This is a genomic window from Cohnella sp. WQ 127256, assembly GCF_024519285.1.
Classification (GTDB): domain Bacteria; phylum Bacillota; class Bacilli; order Paenibacillales; family Paenibacillaceae; genus Cohnella.
On sequence record NZ_JAMZCY010000014.1, the window covers coordinates 54,676 to 73,597 of the forward strand.

Here is an 18,922-nt window from a genome sequence, read left to right on the forward strand (position 1 = left end):
AAGCAATCATACCGTGTAATAATCTCACTGGGAGGTACCTTTTTTGCAAAAAGACATTCAAGAAGTTCTATACTCGCAAGAAGAAATACAGCAGAAGGTACAGGAGCTAGGTGCGGCGATCAGCCGTGACTATGAAGGGCGCAATCCGCTCGTCATTTGTGTATTGAAAGGCGCTTTTATTTTCATGGCGGACTTGTCTAGAAATGTTACAGTTCCGCTTGAGCTCGATTTCATGGCAGTATCCAGCTATGGCAATTCCACAAGATCTTCCGGTGAAGTCAAAATTATTAAAGATTTAGATGTATCCGTTGAAGGTCGTGACATCCTTATTGTAGAAGATATTATTGACAGCGGATTGACCTTGAGCTATTTGATTGATGTATTGGAACGCCGTAATGCCTTATCCGTCAACGTTGTGGCCTTGTTCGATAAACCGGGACGTCGCACGGTTGATCTGAATGCGGACTATACTGGGTTTACGATTCCGGATGCATTCGTCGTAGGTTATGGTCTCGATTATGCGGAGAAATACCGCAATCTGCCGTATGTTGGTATACTTAAGCCAGAAATTTATTCGAGTTAACACTCGCTGCTCACGCAGCGGTGCGTTATGATTATGATGCCAAGACAGGCTATGGTAAAATGATGAAAGCTTGTCGAGAGGAGGTCGGGGATGAATCGGTTCATCCGCAACACAGGTTTTTACTTACTTATATTTTTGGTGACTGTCGGAATCGTTCAGTTTTTTATCGGCAAACAAGATACGACTAAAGAACTGAACTACAATGAACTCGTAACAGCAGCTCAGCAAGGTAATGTTAAGGCATTAACTTTGCAGATCCAAAGCGGTACGTATTGGATTACTGGAGAATTCAAGCCTAAAGAAGGCGAAACTAAAGGCGAGGCTTTTATGGGCCGGGCCCCACTTGCAGATTATGTTTCGAAGCAGTTCTCCGACTTAAGCTTTGAGAAGAAATTCGAATTTAATTCCAAAAAAATGCCGGGACAAAGTTTCTGGCTGACCTTCTTGACCTCCATCATTCCGTTTATTATCATGTTCGTTCTGTTCTTCTTCCTGATTAATCAGGCGCAGGGTGGCGGCGGTAAAGTGATGAACTTCGGTAAGAGCCGTGCTCGTCTCTACAATGAAGAGAAGAAGCGGGTCACGTTCGAGGATGTTGCTGGAGCGGACGAAGAGAAGCAGGAATTGGTCGAGGTTGTTGAGTTCCTGAAAGATCCCCGTAAGTTTGCTGCGCTGGGCGCACGCATTCCTAAAGGTGTTCTTCTCGTGGGACCTCCGGGTACAGGTAAAACCTTGCTCGCTCGCGCAGTAGCAGGAGAAGCAGGTACTCCGTTCTTTACGATATCCGGTTCGGATTTCGTGGAAATGTTCGTGGGTGTTGGTGCTTCCCGTGTTCGTGATTTGTTCGAGAATGCGAAGAAAAATTCACCTTGTATTATTTTTATCGATGAGATCGATGCTGTTGGTCGTCAACGGGGCGCAGGCCTTGGTGGTGGACATGATGAGCGTGAGCAAACGTTGAACCAACTTCTCGTTGAGATGGATGGCTTCGGTGCTAACGAAGGAATCATTATCATTGCTGCGACTAACCGTCCTGATATTCTCGATCCTGCCTTGCTTCGTCCAGGTCGTTTCGACCGTCAGATTACGGTTGATCGTCCAGATGTGAAGGGCCGCGAAGCGGTGCTGAAGGTTCACGCGAAGAATAAGCCACTTAACAAAGATGTACGTCTGGGTACGATTGCTAAGCGTACAACTGGATTTACGGGTGCAGATCTAGAAAATCTATTGAACGAGGCAGCGCTACTTGCTGCACGTCGGGATAAAAAAGATATCGCCATGCAAGAAGTCGATGAAGCGATTGACCGCGTTGTTGTTGGAACCGAGAAGAAGAGCCGCGTAATCAGCGACCGTGAGAAGCGGATTGTTGCTTATCATGAAGCGGGTCATACGATTGCTGGTTTCTTCTTGGAGCATGCAGACACGGTTCATAAGGTTACGATTATCCCTCGTGGACGTGCTGGCGGTTACGTCATCATGCTTCCTAAGGAAGATCGTATGCTCGTGACGAAGCAAGAGCTTCTTGATAAAGTAACAGGCTTGCTAGCTGGTCGTGCTGCTGAGGAAATCTTCATCGGAGAAATCGGTACAGGTGCTTATAGTGACTTTAAGTCAGCGACAAGCATCGTACGTGCGATGATTATGGAATACGGGATGAGCGACAAGCTCGGAACGATGCAGTTTGGAAGCTCCTCTCAAGGTCAAGTATTCTTGGGTCGTGATATCGGACATGAGCAGAACTACTCCGACGCGATTGCTTACGAGATTGACCAAGAGATGCAGAGCATTACACGCGATTGTTACGATCGTGCTAAGAAGCTTCTCAATGAGAAGAGTGCAGAAATGCACTTGATCGCGAAGACATTGCTTGATGTAGAGACACTTGATCTGGAACAGATCAAATCTCTGATCGAGAAAGGCTTCATCGCTCCTATCGAAGACGGCGAAGGATCATCCTCTGGCGACGAAGAGTCTAAAGCGGAGCCGATCATAGATACGGTTGGTGACGTGAAGGTCCGGATTCAAACCCGTGATGACGAGCCACTATCGCATATGCCGGATTTACGCAAAGATAACGGCTCCGAGGAGCCTAAATAAAGATTGGTCACTCATTACGAGGTGTTCCCGCGCTTTAACGGCGTGTGAACACCTCGTTTTTGCATTCCAAACACGATAAGATCAATTGACAGCCTTACGTGGCAAGTGTAAATTAAGTGTTAATGAACGAAGTCCTTTTCGTCCACACTAAAGGAAAGTGCCCCGACATGTTTGTGCAATGATTCACAAACTACCGGTTCATCTTAGGGAGGAGATTTGAAATGGAAGCTTTGGCCCTAGAGCGTAAAGCCGAGCAGAACCGCGAGCTACGTGAGCGGCTCATGCAACTTAAGAAAGAACATAATGCAATTATTCTCGCCCATTATTATCAGCGCGATGAAATACAAGAGGTTGCGGACTTCCGCGGGGATTCATTCCTCCTCGCTCAGAAAGCTGCTTCTACGGATGCGGATGTTATTGTATTCTGTGGTGTTCATTTTATGGGTGAAAGTGCCAAGATACTTGCGCCTCATAAGACGGTTCTTGTGCCAGATGAACGTGCCGGCTGTCCGATGGCTGATATGGTTAACCCAATTGGCTTAAGAGAACTGAAAGCAAAGCATCCGAATGCTAAAGTTGTAACCTACATTAACTCCTCGGCGGATGTTAAGGCCGAAACAGATATTTGCTGTACATCAGCGAACGCTGTTAAGGTGGTCAACTCGGTTGATGCCGATGAGATTATTTGGTGCCCGGATAAGAACCTTGGACATTATGTTTCTCAATTCACGGACAAGAAGATGATCATTTGGGAAGGGTACTGCAATACACACGACATGCTAACGATTAAGGATGTCGAGGAAATGCGTGCTAAACATCCGAATGCGGAATTCGTAGTTCATCCAGAATGCCGTCCGGAAGTTGTAGAGATGGCTGATTTTGTCGGTAGCACGACAGGTATTCTGAAGCACTGTCGAGAATCAAGCCGCCAAGAATTTATCGTCGGTACAGAGGACGGCACAGGATATCAATTACGTTTGGATAGTCCGAATAAAACCTTTCATTTTGCATCGAAATTTCTCGTCTGCCCGAACATGAAGGTCAACAACCTAAAGAAGGTTGTCAGAGCCCTAGAGACGATGCAACCGCAAATATATGTACCGCAGGACGTTGCGGACAAAGCCCGTTTATCGCTGGAGCGCATGCTACTCGTTAAGTAAACCTGTAGCCTGTGCTACTCTCTTGTTGGAGTGGGGACGAAATAAAACATGATTCCACGTTACGTTGTCGATTTTGACCTAGACCAGCTTCCTCGCATAGAGACTGACGTTATTGTAATTGGAGCCGGAATTGCCGGACTGTTCACAGCGTTGAAATTGAGCGAGACGAAGCAAGTGTTGATGATCACTAAGAAGTCTTTGTTCGATAGCAATACCCGATACGCACAAGGTGGAATTGCTGCCGTTATGTCAGACGAGGATTCCCCGGATTTTCTCGCACAGGATACGTTGATTGCTGGAGCAGGTCTTTGTGATGCTGCAGCAGTCGACGTTCTTGTTCATGAAGGGCCACAGGGTGTTCAGGAGCTCATTCGCTATGGCACTAACTTCGACGAGGAAGACGGCCATTTTGCGTTGACTAAGGAAGGAGCGCATAGCCAACGCCGCATCCTTCATGCGAACGGTGATGCGACTGGCTTTGAGATTGTTCGGGCATTGGCAGACAAGGTGAAGTCCGATCCGCGCATTGAGCTATGGGATGACCATCTGGTGCTCGATTTACTAACAGAAGAGGGCGAATGTCGCGGTGCGCTCGTTCAGAAGCCTGACGGCACTCGCGTTGCTGTATTCGGTCGAGCTACGATTCTATGTACCGGTGGAGCCGGCCAGCTATACAGATATACAACGAATCCTGAAGTGGCTACCGGTGATGGTGTTGCCATGGCTTATCGAGCAGGCGCTGATATTCGGGATATGGAGTTCAATCAATTTCACCCTACCTCACTTTGTTACCCTGGTGCGCCGAGGTTTCTAATCTCGGAGGCAGTACGAGGTGAAGGAGCCTATTTGCGCAATATTCGCGGTGATAGATTCATGGAAAATTATCATCCCCAGCTAGAGCTTGCTCCTAGGGATGTTGTCGCGCGCGCAATTGTAAGTGAAATGGAAGCTACTAAATCTACTTATGTATATATTGATATCACGCATGAAACTCCTGAATTGATTAAGCATCGTTTTCCAACAATATACGAATACTGTTTAAATTATGGGCTCGATATGACAACCGATTGGATTCCGGTAGCGCCTGCTTCACACTATATGATGGGTGGCGTTAAAACCAACCTACATGGTGAGACTAGCATTCAGCGTCTATTTGCATGTGGGGAAGCTTCATCAACAGGTGTTCATGGAGCAAACCGACTAGCCAGTAATTCATTGTCGGAGGCGATCGTGTTCGGGCAACGAATTGTGGATGCGGTTAACAAGCTTTCTCCGAATAAAACGACTGCAGACAACAGCTCAGGCTCGGAGAGGCATGCCGCACTTACAGGAGCCTTAATCGAACGTAGATTGAAGCTCCAGAAGGGCATGGTCCGCTATGCGGGTCTTAGACGCGATCGAGCGGGGCTGCTGAAGGGTTTAGATGATTTGAAAAAGCAATTGCCATTATTCCAATTATGCCTAACTAAGCGGGAGGAGCTCGAGTATGCGAATCTGCTTACGTGTGCTCTTCTGGTTACGGAGTCGGCATTAAGTCGTGAAGAAAGCCGTGGTGGCCACTATCGGGAAGATTACCCTCAGCGGGATGATCTGAACTGGCACAGGCATACGATAATGAATCGGGAAAACGGAATTCGCACAGAAAGGGTCGACGGCGATGTTTGAAAGAGAAAGCGATTGGGAGATCGGTGGTCCAGCCGTTGAGACGGTGAGGGAGCAATTCCGCACTTGGCTAGCTGAAGATATCGGTTCAGGAGACGTTACGACGATGGCGACTGTACCTCAGGGTCATCTTTCTAGCGGTATTATTCATGCCAAACAATCGGGTATCCTCGCGGGAATTCCATTAGCTCGCCTTGTTTTTGAGGTGGTGGATAAGGATCTGAAGTTTAACGCACAGGTTAAGGATGGGACTCTCGTGGAGCACGGGACGGTACTTGCTGTTGTTGAAGGTTCAACTCACAGCATCTTGACGGGAGAAAGATTAGCGCTTAACTTATTGCAGCGTCTCTCTGGTATTGCGACGAAGACGAACGAATTTGTAACTGCGGCCCAAGGGCAAGCGGTTAAAATTGCGGATACACGTAAAACAACACCAGGACATCGTACACTGGAAAAGTATGCGGTAAGAGTCGGCGGCGGAGCGAATCATCGCTTTGGTCTATATGATGCCGTTATGATCAAGGACAATCATATTAAAGCCGCGGGTGGAATTACAGCTGCAGTTCATGCGGCTAAAGCACGTATCCCCCACACGATGATGATTGAAGTAGAGGCAGAATCGCTTTCACAAGCAGAAGAAGCTGTTCAGGCAGGCGCAAATATCGTCATGTTGGACAACATGACTTCGGCAAATATGACTGAGGCTGTTAAGGTCATTCGCCGCATGGCACCGCATATTGTGATAGAAGCATCCGGAGGAATTACATCAGAACGCGTTGCGGAAGTGGCACGAAGCGGAATTGACATTATATCGGTTGGAGGTTTAACCCATTCCTTCCAAGCGCTCGATATTAGTCTTGATTTGAACGCGAAGAAAAAGGGGGGAATGTCGTGATTCTGGTTGTAGATGTTGGGAATACGAATATTGTACTAGGTCTATATGAAGGACGCGATTTAACGCATCATTGGCGTCTGAGTACGAATCGTTCCTCTACTGTAGATGAGTATGGTGTTCTAATCAGCAATTTGTTTCAACTAGCGGGTGTTCGGGCCGATCAAATAGAGGGCGTAATATTGTCCTGTGTCGTCCCTCCGATCATGCACACCTTAGAGCAGCTGTTTACTAAATACGTGGGTAAAGAAGCATTGGTTGTGGGGCCGGGTATTAAAACAGGGCTTAACATTCGCTACGAGAACCCTCGTGAGGTTGGAGCAGACCGCATCGTGAATGCGGTGGCGGGAATTGAGCAGTATGGCGCTCCACTGATCGTAGTGGATTTCGGTACGGCGACTACCTTTGATTATATCGATGCTTCAGGTTCCTACCTTGGCGGTGCGATCGTTCCGGGTCTTGGAATTGCTGCAGAAGCGCTATATCAAAGAGCCGCTAAGCTTCCCCGCATTGAGCTCACGAAACCTAAAACGGTAATTGGCCGCAACACTGTTGCCGCCATGCAGTCGGGAATTATTTTCGGCTATGCCGGTCAGGTTGATGGAATCGTGCGACGGATTTGCAAGGAGTTCAATGTACAGCCTAGAGTTATTGCAACTGGAGGACTTGCCGAGCTGATTGCTGGGGAGACCGAAACGATTGAAGTTGTCGACGATATGCTTACCCTAGAAGGTTTACGGATTGTATACGAACGTAATGGTTAAAAATAGATGTAGCTGTAGTTGTTTCACCTAGGAGGGTACACATGATGAAAGACGAGTTAATACGCGGTACAGCATGGAATGGCCGATTACGGGTTTTCGCAGCAAGAACAACGGCGTTAGTGTCGGAGCTGCAACGCAGACATGATACGTTCCCGACAGCAACAGCGGCACTTGGTCGTACAGCAACGGTTGCGGCGATGATGGGCGTTATGCTCAAGGGAAATGAGAAGCTAACGATACAGGTCGCAGGCGATGGACCTCTTGGTAAGATCGTTGTTGATGCGAATGCAGAGGGTGTAGTAAGAGGATATGTAGATGATCCCCATGTTCATCTGCCGAGCAACAGTCAAGGGAAGCTGGACGTAGCTGGAGCGGTTGGCAGTACGGGCTACCTTCATGTCACGAAGGATTTAGGACTTAAGGAACCTTATCGCGGAAGTGTTCCGCTTATTTCGGGAGAGCTCGCGGAAGATTTCACTTTGTATTTTGCAGATTCCGAGCAGAGCCCCTCAGCTGTTGGTTTGGGTGTTCTCGTAGATACAGACAACTCCGTGCTACATGCTGGAGGATTTATTGTACAGGTTATGCCAGGGCTAGAGGAAGCTCAATTAGTACGGTTGGAGCAAGCTGTCTCCGCTATGCCTCACGTTACTGCATTACTAGATCAAGGTGAGACACCTGAAGGTGTGCTACGTTTCCTTGTGGGAGACGATCTGACCATTCATCAGACGGTTGAACCGGTATTTCAGTGCAATTGCTCACGCGAGAGATTCGAGAAAGCTCTTATTACGCTCGGTAAGAAAGAAATCAAAAACCTGATCGAAGAAGATGGTCAGGCTGAGCTGCATTGCCATTTCTGCAATGAGAAATATACGTTCGACGCAGATCAGCTCGAGTCTTTACATAGTCTCTCAGATCGGAATTAGGAAGGGATGATTCTCGTGAGGGAGACGATACGGCGTGAGCCGCTCGTACTGCTGGCCCTCTTAGTAACAATGGTTATGACATCAAGCTGCCAATCTTCATCATCTAAGCCTATCTCAGGTGAGAGCTCACCTAAGGAATCGGTTGTAGAGAGTGATGTTGTTGCGACGATAGGAAAGTCAGCCATTTCTCGACAGAGCTTGCTTGATCAGTTGTTATCGATACATGGCTCACAAACCCTTAGAAGCATGATGCTGCTTATAGCTGTGCAAGAAGAGGCCGATTCATTGAAGATTGAAGTGAAGGAAGATGAATTGGAACAAGAGCTGAGCCATATGAAACAAGGATATGAGGATGAAGAACAGTTCTACAAGGCAATGAACGAGCTTGGGATGGATCGGAATGAGGTTCGAGAGGATGCTCGTTATCGGCTGCTGCTTGAGAAAATATCTATCCATAATGTTACCGTGAATCCCTCAGAGGTTGACGCTTATTTGGAAGAGCATCGGGGGGAGTTTCTGCCCCTTAAGTCATACCAACTGGCTAAGATTGTTGTGCAAACTAAGGAATTGGCGGATGGATTACTTGTTCAGCTTGCGGCAGGCGAGGATTTCGCGGAACTAGCCCGCCAGTATTCTATCGATGAATTTACTGCGGATGAAGGCGGCGAGCTTGGTTGGGTTGAGGAACAGGATCCATTCGAGGCACATGAGGTGTTAGAAGCCGTATCTTCTATGCAGGTAGGAGAAACGACCGGACCTATTCAGACGGATCAAGGCTACGTTGTTGTGAGGCTGGATGGGAGAAGCGAGAGTCAGACGATGTCGGAAGAGGATATGCGTAAGGCGATCCAGCATCAGGTGGCATTAGGAAAGGCTGTTTCGTTGAGAGATCTGGAACAAAGCTTGTTAACGAAGTACAATGCGGATGTGAAAGAACCATCTTTAAATTACTGATGTCAGCTATTGACAATCCTCTTTGCGGTTTGTTAAGATGAAAATATATTAAATACCGACCGTTTTAGTCGGATTAAATGTAATGAGGCGGCGACGCCGCATATTTCGGGAGGGAACAAATCTAATGGCTAAGATTGTTCAGAATGTGACTCAGTTAATAGGCGATACACCACTCGTTCGTTTGAACCGCATCGTACCTGAAGGTAGCGCTGAAATTTATGTAAAGCTGGAATACCAAAATCCGGGCTCTAGCGTTAAAGACCGTATCGCGATCAGCATGATCGAAGAAGCGGAGAAGCAAGGTCTAATTAAACCAGGTGTTAGCACGATCGTAGAACCGACAAGTGGTAACACGGGTATTGGGCTTGCGATGGTTGCTGCAGCTAAAGGATATCGTGCTATTCTGGTTATGCCTGAAACAATGAGCTTGGAGCGTCGCAATCTGCTTCGCGCTTATGGTGCAGAGCTTGTGCTTACGCCAGGTTCAGAAGGCATGAACGGTTCAGTTAAGAAAGCAGAAGAAATCGTGAAGGAAAATGCGGATTACTTCTTGCCACAACAATTTAAGAACCAAGCAAACGTGAAGATCCACCGTGAAACTACAGGTCCTGAAATCGTTGAAGCGATTAATTCCTTCGACGGTAAGCTGGATGCTTTCGTGAGCGGAATCGGTACAGGGGGTACAATCTCTGGTGCGGGAGAAGTATTGAAAGCAAACTTCCCGGACATTAAGATTTACGCTGTAGAGCCTGCTGCCTCTCCTTTGCTGTCCGGCGGCGGTCCTGGCCCTCATAAAATTCAAGGTATCGGAGCGAACTTCATTCCGGAAATCCTGAATCGTGAAATTTACGATGCTGTAATTACGATTGAGAATGAGGAAGCTTTCGAAACAGCTCGTGCAGTTGCTAAAACAGAGGGCTTGCTCGTTGGTATTTCCTCTGGTGCAGCGATCTTCGCAGCACTTAAAGTAGCGAAAGAATTAGGCGCAGGTAAACGTGTTATTGCTATTATTCCTTCTAACGGTGAACGTTATCTGAGCACGCCTCTCTTTAACTTCGATAACTAATTAGATTGCTGTGCATGAATAGAATATTTTCCATCTGAACTTTGATCCGATAGAGGGACACTTTGATATAAAGTGCCCTTTCTCGGGTCTTTGCTTTTACCTAAACCTAAGCAGGTTAAAGTCATTTGTGGTATTCTGCATAGTAAGATAATGATCAAGGGAGTAGTCACGTGGAAGTAACTACATTAGAGCAATGGAAGCAGTGGAGGAGCAAGGGTGAGTTCTCTTTGCTTCCATATATACGTAGGATAGAGCTGGAGAACGATCTGTTGCCTGTATTCTGGGATCAAGTGTGGGACGAGGCATCAAACCATACCTCTCTGTTGGAGAGTGGCAAGGACGGCAGGTACACCATATTAGGCTTGCACCCTGTATCCGTAATCGAGGGCAAGGGTAACCGTGCTCACCTTTTGGAACCCAGTGACAGCGGGTCCGGATGGACAGAGGTAGGACAGACCGAAGGCGCGCCATTGGAGCTACTCAGACAGTGGATGCGTCCATGGAAGGCACCGAGACCTGTCGGTGTCCCCGATTGTATCGGAGGCGTGCTGGGGTTCTGGAGCTATGATATCGTACGCAGCTTAGAAAGACTCCCCGTTCTGGCACAGGATGACTTAGCCTTGCCGGATTATGTGTTCCAACGGTTCGAGGAGCTGTGGATCGTTGATCATGTGGAGAAGGCAGTGTATTGTGTGGTGCATGTTCCTGTTGATGCGTTGGAAGAAATGCCATTGCGATCGCTGGAGCAGCTATACAATAAAGCTCAGCAGCGCACGATGGACATGGAACAGCAATGGGTTGGTTGGTTAAGCGCCAGTCAGTCGGCTGACCATATGGAACGAAATAGGCAGATGCGAGCTCGGATGGAGCAGGATCAGCTGCAGATTGATATAGAGAGCTTGCCAGGATTAACGACTTCAATGAGCAAGGTGGAATTCCAGCAAGCGGTACGCAGAATCCAGGAATATATCGGACAAGGGGATGTGTTTCAGGTTAATTTGTCCATGCGGCAGAGTAAGCCGACCGAGGTCGCGCCGGAAACACTCTACGAATGGCTACGTCTGGTCAATCCTTCCCCTTATATGGGAATGCTTCGTACACCTTCTTTTGCGCTTGTTAGCGCGTCTCCTGAATTGTTGGTTAAGCTTCATGATGGAAAGCTGTCCGCTAGGCCTATTGCAGGTACACGCCGCAGAGGGAGAACGCCAGAGGAAGACCATGCGCTTGAGGATGAGCTGCTTACGAATGAGAAGGAGCGAGCGGAGCATGTGATGCTCGTTGATCTTGAACGTAATGATCTAGGAAGAGTAGCTGCTTATGGGACCGTTAAGGTGCCAGAGCTGATGACAGTTGAGCGCTACTCTCATGTAATGCATCTCGTGTCGCAGGTTGAAGCGCAAATCGCCAATGGCAAGGATGCACTCGACGTATTGGCAGCTGTGTTCCCCGGAGGGACGATTACAGGAGCGCCTAAAATTCGTACGATGGAAATCATTGAGGAGCTTGAACCGACACGCAGAGGTCCATACACAGGCTCTATGGGGTGGATTGACTATAGCGGCAATATGGAATTTAATATAATTATTCGTACAATCGCATTTCAGGACGGCATCTGTCATATTCAAGCGGGAGCCGGCATTGTTATTGATTCCGAGCCGGAGCGAGAATTTTATGAATCTCTAAATAAGGCTAAGGCGCTTTGGAAAGCGGTACAGTACAGTGAGAGCAGGGGGAACGGACATGATTTTGGTCATCGATAATTATGATTCTTTTACGTATAACCTAGTGCAATATTTGGGGGAGCTTGGCGAAGAAATCATTGTTCACAGGAATGATGAAATCGACCTCGACGGTATAGCCAAGTTAGCACCAGACCATATCCTCATCTCCCCAGGACCATGCACACCGAATGAAGCGGGCATTAGCCTAGCCCTTCTTGATCGTTTTAAGGGAGAAATCCCGATCTTTGGCGTATGCTTAGGGCATCAAGCGATCGGACAAGCGTTCGGCGGAGACGTTATTCGGGCGGATCAGCTTATGCATGGAAAGACATCTGAGATTATTCATGATGGCCAATCGATCTTCGAAGGTCTTCCTTCTCCTTTTACGGCGACCCGTTACCACTCTCTAATCGTGAAGCGTGATACACTGCCGGATTGCTTGGAAATAAGTGCGGAGACGGAGGATGGCTTGATCATGGGCTTACGGCACAAGGAGTATGTCGTAGAAGGTGTTCAATTCCATCCAGAGTCGATCATGACAGATAACGGATTAAAGATATTACGCAACTTCTTAAACCAGAAATCAGGCATCAGAGCATGAAGTACCTGTATAACGGACAACTGATAGATCGTAATGAAGCCGTGATCTCCGCTTTTGATCACGGCTTTTTGTACGGCATGGGCTTATTTGAGACATTTCGTACGTATGACGGTAGACCGTGGCTGTTGGAGGAGCATGCAAAGCGGCTCACCAAGGGCTGTGAGCTGTTAGGGATTAACTACAAACCTGACCTTAGTCGAATGAAAGAGGCTATAGCGAGCTTATTGGCTTCCAATGATTTGACGGAGGGGTATATCCGTTGGTCCGTTTCGGCGGGTGAAGGGGTTATAGGCTTACCTAGTGAGGTTTACGAGCAGCCAAATGAAATCGTGTATGCGAAGGAGCTAGCTGCAGATGACCCATCGGATCGTAAAGGGAAAACAGTACGCCTGCTGCAGCTGCCGCGCAGCACTCCGGAAGGAGACATCCGGTTAAAGTCATTTCATTATATGAATAATATTAATGCCAAAAGGGAACTAAATAGTGCGGGCGCAAGACCAGGCACGGAAGGGCTGTTCTTGAACCATGAGGGGTATTTGGTTGAAGGAATGGTCAGTAACGTGTTTTGGATTTCGGATGGTGTACTCTACACACCAGCATTATCGACCGGTTTACTTGAAGGCATTACACGGGAGTATGTGTTAACATTGGCTCAGGAAATGGGTATTAAAACAGAGCAGGGCTTATACCCGTGGGACAAGCTGCTGTATGCCGATGAGGTGTTCATAACGAATTCGATCCAGGAGATCGTACCGGTTACGAAGGTTGAGAATATCGGTGGGCGGGGTCTTAATCCGGGAGGATGTAACTCCGTTGGATCCATTACCTACGGCTTGATGCATAATTATCGGACAGCCGCTGAAAGGAACGAAGCATGATTAAGCCGACATTTTACACTCGGAACTATACCCTGCACGATGGATTAAAGCTGGAGCTCGGACACCGGACTCTCATTATGGGGATTCTGAACGCAACGCCGGACTCCTTCTCTGATGGGGGGCGCTTCGATGCGGTTGAGACTGCTGTCGAACGGGCAAGGCAAATGGCGGCTGAAGGTGCCGATATCATTGACATAGGTGGCGAATCGACAAGACCTGGCTATGACCCTGTGCCGTTGGGAGAAGAATTAAGCAGGATTATTCCCGTCATTAAAGCTGTGCGCGAGCACGTGAAGCTACCGATTAGCGTGGATACTTATAAAGCCGAAGTGGCGCGACAAGCTTTGGAAGCGGGCGCTCATATCGTCAACGACGTGTGGGGATTTAAACGTGAACCTGAAATGGCGAACGTGGCTGCAAAGTTTGGATGCCCAGTAATATTGACACATAATCGTGACAACAGGGACTATTCGGATTATATTCTGGATGCCTTGAACGACTTAATGGAAAGTGTGCAGTTAGCTCGGGCTGCTGGAGTTGCAGAGGATCTCATCTGGCTCGATCCCGGAATCGGCTTCGCCAAAGATTACGAAGAGAATTTGGAAATGATGGGACGGCTAGCCGATGTGGTTGGTCTTGGCTATCCAGTACTACTGGGTACGTCCCGCAAAGGGTTCATTCAGAAGACGCTTAATGTAACTTCGAACGAAGCGATAGAAGGAACAGGAGCGACGACAGCGCTAGGGATTGTTCAAGGCTGTCAGATTGTCCGTGTTCACGATGTACGACAGACGAAGCGATTAGCGACGATGACGGATGCGATTGTATACCGCCAAGCACGGAAGGGGTAATAGACATGGACAGAATGGTATTGAAACGTATGGTATTTTATGGGTATCACGGAGTGTATCCTGAAGAAAATAAATTGGGTCAGAAGTATTTCGTTGATCTCGATTTAAGCATGGATCTAAGCCGTGCCGCGCAAACCGATGATGTAGACGATACAATTAACTATGCAGAGATCCATGCTCTCGTTAAGAACATTGTCGAAGGTCCACCGGTGAAACTCATTGAGACACTGACTGCAAATATTGCGTCGAACTTACTCGGTACGTATACTAGTATCATTAATATTACGGTGTCGGTGACCAAGCCGAATCCGCCGTTCGACATCACCTTTGATGGCGTGACTGTAGAGATGCGTAGACAAAGGGATGCGAGTGGCAACATCGTACCTGTAGAGGATTGAAAATCGTGCAAGAAGCATATGTGGCGCTAGGCGCTAACCTGGGAGACCGGGAAGAATCGCTATCAGAAGCGATACGCAGGTTACATGCGGATTCCGAATTGGAAGTTCGCCATATTTCAGCTGTCTACGAGACAGCGCCTGTCGGATATACAGATCAGCCTTCTTTCCTCAACATGGCGGTTTATGTCCGTACGGAACTTGAGCCTGTTATCTTGCTTCGTCGCTTGTTAGCGATTGAAGAGGAAATGGGGCGCGTAAGAGAATTCCGGAATGGTCCGCGGAATATAGATTTGGATTTACTCGTTTATGGAGAAGTGTTGTTAGACACGCAGGAATTAGTGCTCCCGCATCCCCGAATGGGACAGCGGGCATTTGTATTAGTTCCACTAAGGGACGTCTGGTCGGAAGAGACACCGTTCCCTTGGGAATCGGAGCTGTTGGCATTTTCCCTGGAAGAGGAAGGCATTACTCGCTTCGCAGAATGGGATGGTCAAGGGCTACGAAAGGAGAAATAAGGAAATGCTTAAGATCGGTAACGTTACAATGAGCAATAATGTTGTACTTGCCCCTATGGCGGGTGTGTGTAATCCAGCGTTTCGATTAATTGCCAAGGAATTCGGTTGCGGACTTGTTTGCGCTGAGATGGTCAGTGACAAAGCGATTTTGCATGGTAATCAGAGGACACTCGAAATGCTATTCGTCGATGAACGGGAGAAGCCACTTAGCTTGCAAATTTTTGGAGGCGACAAGGAGTCTCTTATCGAGGCTGTGAAGTTCGTCGATCAGAATACGAATGCGGATATCATTGATATCAACATGGGCTGCCCTGTGCCGAAAGTTACGAAATGTGATGCGGGCGCGAGATGGCTGCTAGATCCGAAGAAGATCTACGAAATGGTTTCTTACGCAGCAGATGCAGCGAAAAAGCCAGTAACCGTAAAGATGCGTATCGGTTGGGATGACGCGCATGTTTATGCAGTGGAAAATGCTCAGGCAGTTGAACGTGCGGGGGGAGCGGCTGTTAGTGTACATGGCCGTACTCGCGAACAGCTGTATACGGGTACAGCGAACTGGGATATTTTACGAGATGTGAAGCAGTCAGTGAAAATTCCGGTTATCGGAAACGGTGATGTATTTTCACCCGAAGATGCGAAGCGTCTGCTCGAGCATACGAACTGTGATGGAGTCATGATTGGTCGTGGTGCACTGGGGAATCCTTGGATGCTTTACCGTACGGTTCATTATCTGACGACAGGTGAGCTGCTTCCTGATCCATCACCGGCGGAAAAAATGCGGATCGCTGTGTTGCACTTAGATCGCTTATCTGATCTTAAGGGCGAGAATGTTGCAGTCAGAGAGATGCGTAAGCATCTGGCATGGTATTTAAAAGGCTTACCGGATTCCGCATCTGTTAAAAATTCCATTATGGATTTAACAGGGCGCTCGGAGGTCGTATCGGTGTTGGGGAATTATGTAAGAACAGTCGATGAAATGCTACAGCGCGAGGCCGCAGAAGCTGCGGAGTCTGGCGAAATCCTCGTTCACTAAGAGGAAGCGGTTTCATTCCATCGCTTTACCCGGACTTTCCGCGAATTGACATTTAACAGGGGTTGAAATATAATCAGTACCAATATTCGCCCGCGCAACAGGAAAATCGTAGGCTTGCATCCATTAAGATGTCATGTCAGCGGTGACCGACCATATATTTGATTAGCAACCCTGAAAATTTTTACCATGACAGGAGATCGGTGAGATGAGCGATAAGGAAGTACTTCTAACCCAAGATGGTCTGAAGCGGCTTGAGGATGAACTCGAAAGCCTTAAGTCCGTCAAACGCCGCGAAGTCGCGGAACGAATTAAGGTTGCCATTGGATATGGCGATATCAGTGAGAACTCAGAATATGAGGATGCGAAGAACGAGCAGGCATTCATCGAAGGTCGTATTATCACACTTGAGAAAATGCTTCGTAACGCAAGAATCATTAACAGCGCTGAAATCGATCTGGAAACCGTTAGTATTGGTTCGACAGTTGTTGTAGTGGATATGGAATTCGGTGATACAATGGAATATACCATTGTAGGAACAGCTGAATCAGACCCACTTAATAACAAGATTTCTAATGAAAGCCCAGTCGGTAAAGCGATTATTGGCAAAAAGAAAGATACAACGGTTGAAGTTAGCGTTCCAGCGGGTATCATTCAATACAAAATTGTCGATATCAAAATGGCTTAACTCAAAGCCCCAAATAACATGTTAATCGCCGTCACAAGGACGGAGAAGCCGATTGACTAAGAAAAAAAAGCTTCCTACGGAAGCTTTTTTGCCTGTTAATCGTCAATATTGCAATTTGACGCTCAATTAATCATTAGAACATTACAGATACAAGGTGAAGGAGAAGGAAATTATGGAACATACAGAACAGCCTGAAACGATTGAATTAGGTGAGCTATTACAAATCCGACGCAATAAATTGGACGAGCTACGGGCGTTAGGTGTTGATCCCTTCGGAACGAAATTTGTTCGTAATGCTAATGCTGGAGAGATCATTGCGCAATATTCGGAGCTATCAAAGGAAGAGCTAGACGAGCGTGCGATTGAGGTTAGTGTCGCTGGACGTATTATGACCAAGCGGGGGATGGGTAAAGCTTCTTTCGCAAATCTCCAGGATTTGAGCGGCAAAATTCAAATCTACGTTCGCGCGGATGCGATTGAGAGCCACAAGTATGAGGCGTTTACGATATTGGATATCGGCGATATGATCGGTGTTAAAGGTATCGTGTTTAAGACGAAGACAGGGGAAACCTCGATTAAGGTCGAAGAGCTTGAAGTGTTGACCAAATCATTGCTTCCTCTTCCCGACAAGTTCCATGGACTTAAGGATGTGGAAACTCGTTACCGTCAACGTTATGTGGATCTGATCGTTAACCCAGATGTACAGAAAACATTTATCTCGCGTTCGCGTATTATTCAGTCGATGCGTCGTTACTTAGATGATCGTGGATACTTAGAGGTGGAAACACCTACATTGCATTCTATTGCAGGTGGAGCAGCGGCACGTCCGTTCGTTACTCATCATAACGCGTTAGACATGCAGCTCTACATGCGTATTGCGATTGAGCTTCACTTGAAACGGTTGATCGTTGGTGGTCTGGAGAAGGTGTATGAGATTGGACGGGTATACCGTAATGAAGGGATCTCGACGCGCCATAATCCGGAATTCACTATGATCGAGTTGTATGAGGCGTATGCTGATTACGAAGATATCATGCGATTGACTGAGGAGCTTATTGCTCATATTGCGAAAGAAGTACACGGTACGACCAAGATTACGTATCAAGGTCAAGAGATAGATTTGACGCCAGCTTGGCGCCGGGTATCCATGACTGAGTTGATTCGTGAAACTGTGGGAGTGGATTTCGAAGCTCAAATGAGTGATGAAGAAGCGCATGCTATAGCGAAGGAACACAAAGTCCCTGTAGAGAAGCACATGACTTTTGGTCATATCGTAAATGCGTTCTTCGAGCAATTCTGCGAGCATACGTTGATTCAACCTACTTTCGTAACAGGGCATCCCGTTGCGATCTCTCCGTTAGCGAAGAAGAAAGCTTCCGATCCAAGGTTTACAGACCGGTTCGAGCTATTCATCGTTGCTCGTGAGCATGCGAATGCATTTACCGAGCTTAATGATCCAATTGATCAACGCGAGCGGTTCGAAGCGCAGATGTCGGAGAAAGAGGCGGGTAATGATGAAGCGCATGAGATGGATGATGACTTCATTCGCGCGCTGGAATATGGCATGCCACCAACGGGTGGGCTTGGTATTGGCGTAGACCGACTGGTTATGCTGCTTACGGATGCTCCATCGATTCGCGATGTTCTTCTGTTCCCACATATGCGAGATCGTTCGGACGGATAAGGCACTTGGGAGTATAAGGGAACCGGTTGTTCACCGATGCGGTGGACGCCGGTTTTTACTTAGACAATGAATGTATGAAATTTCCAGTTAAAAAAGAGTTTAAAAGGGGTTGCAAACGGGTATAAGCCTGTGATATATTATTTAAGCCGCTTCAAGAGGGCGCACGACAAGCTGACAAATAGCGAGTCGAACGAAACACGAATTGTTCTTTGAAAACTGAACATCGAGCGTAAGAAAACGAACAAAACGTCGGAAGATGGCTTCGGCTGTCGGAGGACAAACCAGTTGTAAAGATTGAGCCTTCAAGGCTCTTTAATACGAAGCTTCGGCTTCACTATTATGGAGAGTTTGATCCTGGCTCAGGACGAACGCTGGCGGCGTGCCTAATACATGCAAGTCGAACGAATCTCTGATGGAGCTTGCTCCTGATGAGGTTAGTGGCGGACGGGTGA

General features: G+C 47.5%; 18 protein-coding genes and 1 rRNA gene. All 19 read left to right on the forward strand.

The annotated features are described in order from the left end of the window. The first annotated feature begins 43 nt into the window (after window positions 1-43). Window positions 44-583 carry a hypoxanthine phosphoribosyltransferase gene (gene hpt, locus M1K58_RS28390; RefSeq protein WP_256762284.1) on the forward strand — a complete coding sequence of 180 codons (540 nt, stop codon included), beginning with the start codon at window positions 44-46 and terminating at the stop codon, window positions 581-583. Between the two features lie 90 nt (window positions 584-673). Next, window positions 674-2,680, forward strand: coding sequence for an ATP-dependent zinc metalloprotease FtsH (ftsH, locus tag M1K58_RS28395; protein WP_256762285.1), 2,007 nt, complete (start codon window positions 674-676; stop codon window positions 2,678-2,680). Between the two features lie 221 nt (window positions 2,681-2,901). Then, window positions 2,902-3,840, forward strand: a complete 939-nt coding sequence (gene nadA, locus M1K58_RS28400) for a quinolinate synthase NadA (RefSeq protein ID WP_256762286.1) — start codon at window positions 2,902-2,904, stop codon at window positions 3,838-3,840. Between the two features lie 48 nt (window positions 3,841-3,888). Next, the gene (gene nadB / locus M1K58_RS28405; RefSeq protein ID WP_256762287.1) at window positions 3,889-5,505 is read left to right on the forward strand and encodes an L-aspartate oxidase; all 1,617 of its coding nucleotides are present in this window, start codon (window positions 3,889-3,891) and stop codon (window positions 5,503-5,505) included. Then, on the forward strand, window positions 5,498-6,397 hold the full coding sequence (nadC, locus tag M1K58_RS28410) for a carboxylating nicotinate-nucleotide diphosphorylase (protein ID WP_256762288.1): 900 nt from the start codon (window positions 5,498-5,500) through the stop codon (window positions 6,395-6,397). The genes nadB and nadC overlap by 8 nt, the downstream gene beginning before the upstream one ends. After that, window positions 6,394-7,158, forward strand: coding sequence for a type III pantothenate kinase (locus M1K58_RS28415; RefSeq protein WP_256762289.1), 765 nt, complete (start codon window positions 6,394-6,396; stop codon window positions 7,156-7,158). Before nadC ends, M1K58_RS28415 begins: the two co-directional genes overlap by 4 nt. A gap of 44 nt (window positions 7,159-7,202) precedes the next feature. Further along, window positions 7,203-8,084 carry an Hsp33 family molecular chaperone HslO gene (gene hslO, locus M1K58_RS28420; protein ID WP_256762308.1) on the forward strand — a complete coding sequence of 294 codons (882 nt, stop codon included), beginning with the start codon at window positions 7,203-7,205 and terminating at the stop codon, window positions 8,082-8,084. A 15-nt stretch (window positions 8,085-8,099) separates the two neighbouring features. Next, a complete protein-coding gene (locus M1K58_RS29820; protein ID WP_256762290.1) occupies window positions 8,100-9,038 on the forward strand; it encodes a peptidylprolyl isomerase in 939 nt (312 codons plus the stop codon). Window positions 9,039-9,162: 124 nt separating this feature from the next. Beyond that, window positions 9,163-10,104: a cysteine synthase A gene (cysK, locus tag M1K58_RS28430; RefSeq protein WP_256762291.1), complete on the forward strand. Its 942-nt coding sequence runs from the start codon at window positions 9,163-9,165 to the stop codon at window positions 10,102-10,104. Window positions 10,105-10,274: 170 nt separating this feature from the next. Continuing rightward, on the forward strand, window positions 10,275-11,864 hold the full coding sequence (locus M1K58_RS28435) for an anthranilate synthase component I family protein (protein ID WP_256762292.1): 1,590 nt from the start codon (window positions 10,275-10,277) through the stop codon (window positions 11,862-11,864). Next, complete coding sequence (gene pabA, locus M1K58_RS28440) at window positions 11,845-12,426, forward strand: aminodeoxychorismate/anthranilate synthase component II (RefSeq protein ID WP_256762293.1); 582 nt, start codon at window positions 11,845-11,847, stop codon at window positions 12,424-12,426. The genes M1K58_RS28435 and pabA overlap by 20 nt, the downstream gene beginning before the upstream one ends. Continuing rightward, window positions 12,423-13,304 (forward strand): aminodeoxychorismate lyase, encoded by an 882-nt coding sequence (gene pabC, locus M1K58_RS28445; protein WP_256762294.1) that lies wholly within the window; start codon window positions 12,423-12,425, stop codon window positions 13,302-13,304. Before pabA ends, pabC begins: the two co-directional genes overlap by 4 nt. Continuing rightward, a complete protein-coding gene (folP, locus tag M1K58_RS28450) occupies window positions 13,304-14,155 on the forward strand; it encodes a dihydropteroate synthase (RefSeq protein WP_372339225.1) in 852 nt (283 codons plus the stop codon). The genes pabC and folP overlap by 1 nt, the downstream gene beginning before the upstream one ends. A 5-nt stretch (window positions 14,156-14,160) precedes the next feature. Continuing rightward, a complete protein-coding gene (gene folB / locus M1K58_RS28455) occupies window positions 14,161-14,553 on the forward strand; it encodes a dihydroneopterin aldolase (RefSeq protein WP_256762296.1) in 393 nt (130 codons plus the stop codon). A 5-nt stretch (window positions 14,554-14,558) separates the two neighbouring features. Continuing rightward, on the forward strand, window positions 14,559-15,068 hold the full coding sequence (folK, locus tag M1K58_RS28460) for a 2-amino-4-hydroxy-6-hydroxymethyldihydropteridine diphosphokinase (protein WP_256762297.1): 510 nt from the start codon (window positions 14,559-14,561) through the stop codon (window positions 15,066-15,068). A gap of 4 nt (window positions 15,069-15,072) precedes the next feature. Beyond that, window positions 15,073-16,101 (forward strand): tRNA dihydrouridine synthase DusB, encoded by a 1,029-nt coding sequence (gene dusB / locus M1K58_RS28465; RefSeq protein ID WP_256762298.1) that lies wholly within the window; start codon window positions 15,073-15,075, stop codon window positions 16,099-16,101. 205 nt (window positions 16,102-16,306) lie between these two features. Then, the gene (greA, locus tag M1K58_RS28470; RefSeq protein ID WP_256762299.1) at window positions 16,307-16,786 is read left to right on the forward strand and encodes a transcription elongation factor GreA; all 480 of its coding nucleotides are present in this window, start codon (window positions 16,307-16,309) and stop codon (window positions 16,784-16,786) included. Window positions 16,787-16,958: 172 nt separating this feature from the next. After that, the gene (gene lysS / locus M1K58_RS28475; protein WP_256762300.1) at window positions 16,959-18,470 is read left to right on the forward strand and encodes a lysine--tRNA ligase; all 1,512 of its coding nucleotides are present in this window, start codon (window positions 16,959-16,961) and stop codon (window positions 18,468-18,470) included. A gap of 336 nt (window positions 18,471-18,806) precedes the next feature. Then, window positions 18,807-18,922 (forward strand): 16S ribosomal RNA (locus tag M1K58_RS28480); the annotation flags it as partial.

Bases quoted from the DNA above. Each gene is read 5' to 3' on its own strand.
- ftsH (WP_256762285.1), top strand. From the start codon at position 674: ATGAATCGGTTCATCCGCAACACAGGTTTTTACTTACTTATATTTTTG.
- nadA (WP_256762286.1), top strand. From the start codon at position 2,902: ATGGAAGCTTTGGCCCTAGAGCGTAAAGCCGAGCAGAACCGCGAGCTA.
- nadB (WP_256762287.1), top strand. From the start codon at position 3,889: ATGATTCCACGTTACGTTGTCGATTTTGACCTAGACCAGCTTCCTCGC.
- nadC (WP_256762288.1), top strand. From the start codon at position 5,498: ATGTTTGAAAGAGAAAGCGATTGGGAGATCGGTGGTCCAGCCGTTGAG.
- hslO (WP_256762308.1), top strand. From the start codon at position 7,203: ATGAAAGACGAGTTAATACGCGGTACAGCATGGAATGGCCGATTACGG.
- cysK (WP_256762291.1), top strand. From the start codon at position 9,163: ATGGCTAAGATTGTTCAGAATGTGACTCAGTTAATAGGCGATACACCA.
- pabA (WP_256762293.1), top strand. From the start codon at position 11,845: ATGATTTTGGTCATCGATAATTATGATTCTTTTACGTATAACCTAGTG.
- pabC (WP_256762294.1), top strand. From the start codon at position 12,423: ATGAAGTACCTGTATAACGGACAACTGATAGATCGTAATGAAGCCGTG.
- folB (WP_256762296.1), top strand. From the start codon at position 14,161: ATGGACAGAATGGTATTGAAACGTATGGTATTTTATGGGTATCACGGA.
- dusB (WP_256762298.1), top strand. From the start codon at position 15,073: ATGCTTAAGATCGGTAACGTTACAATGAGCAATAATGTTGTACTTGCC.
- greA (WP_256762299.1), top strand. From the start codon at position 16,307: ATGAGCGATAAGGAAGTACTTCTAACCCAAGATGGTCTGAAGCGGCTT.
- lysS (WP_256762300.1), top strand. From the start codon at position 16,959: ATGGAACATACAGAACAGCCTGAAACGATTGAATTAGGTGAGCTATTA.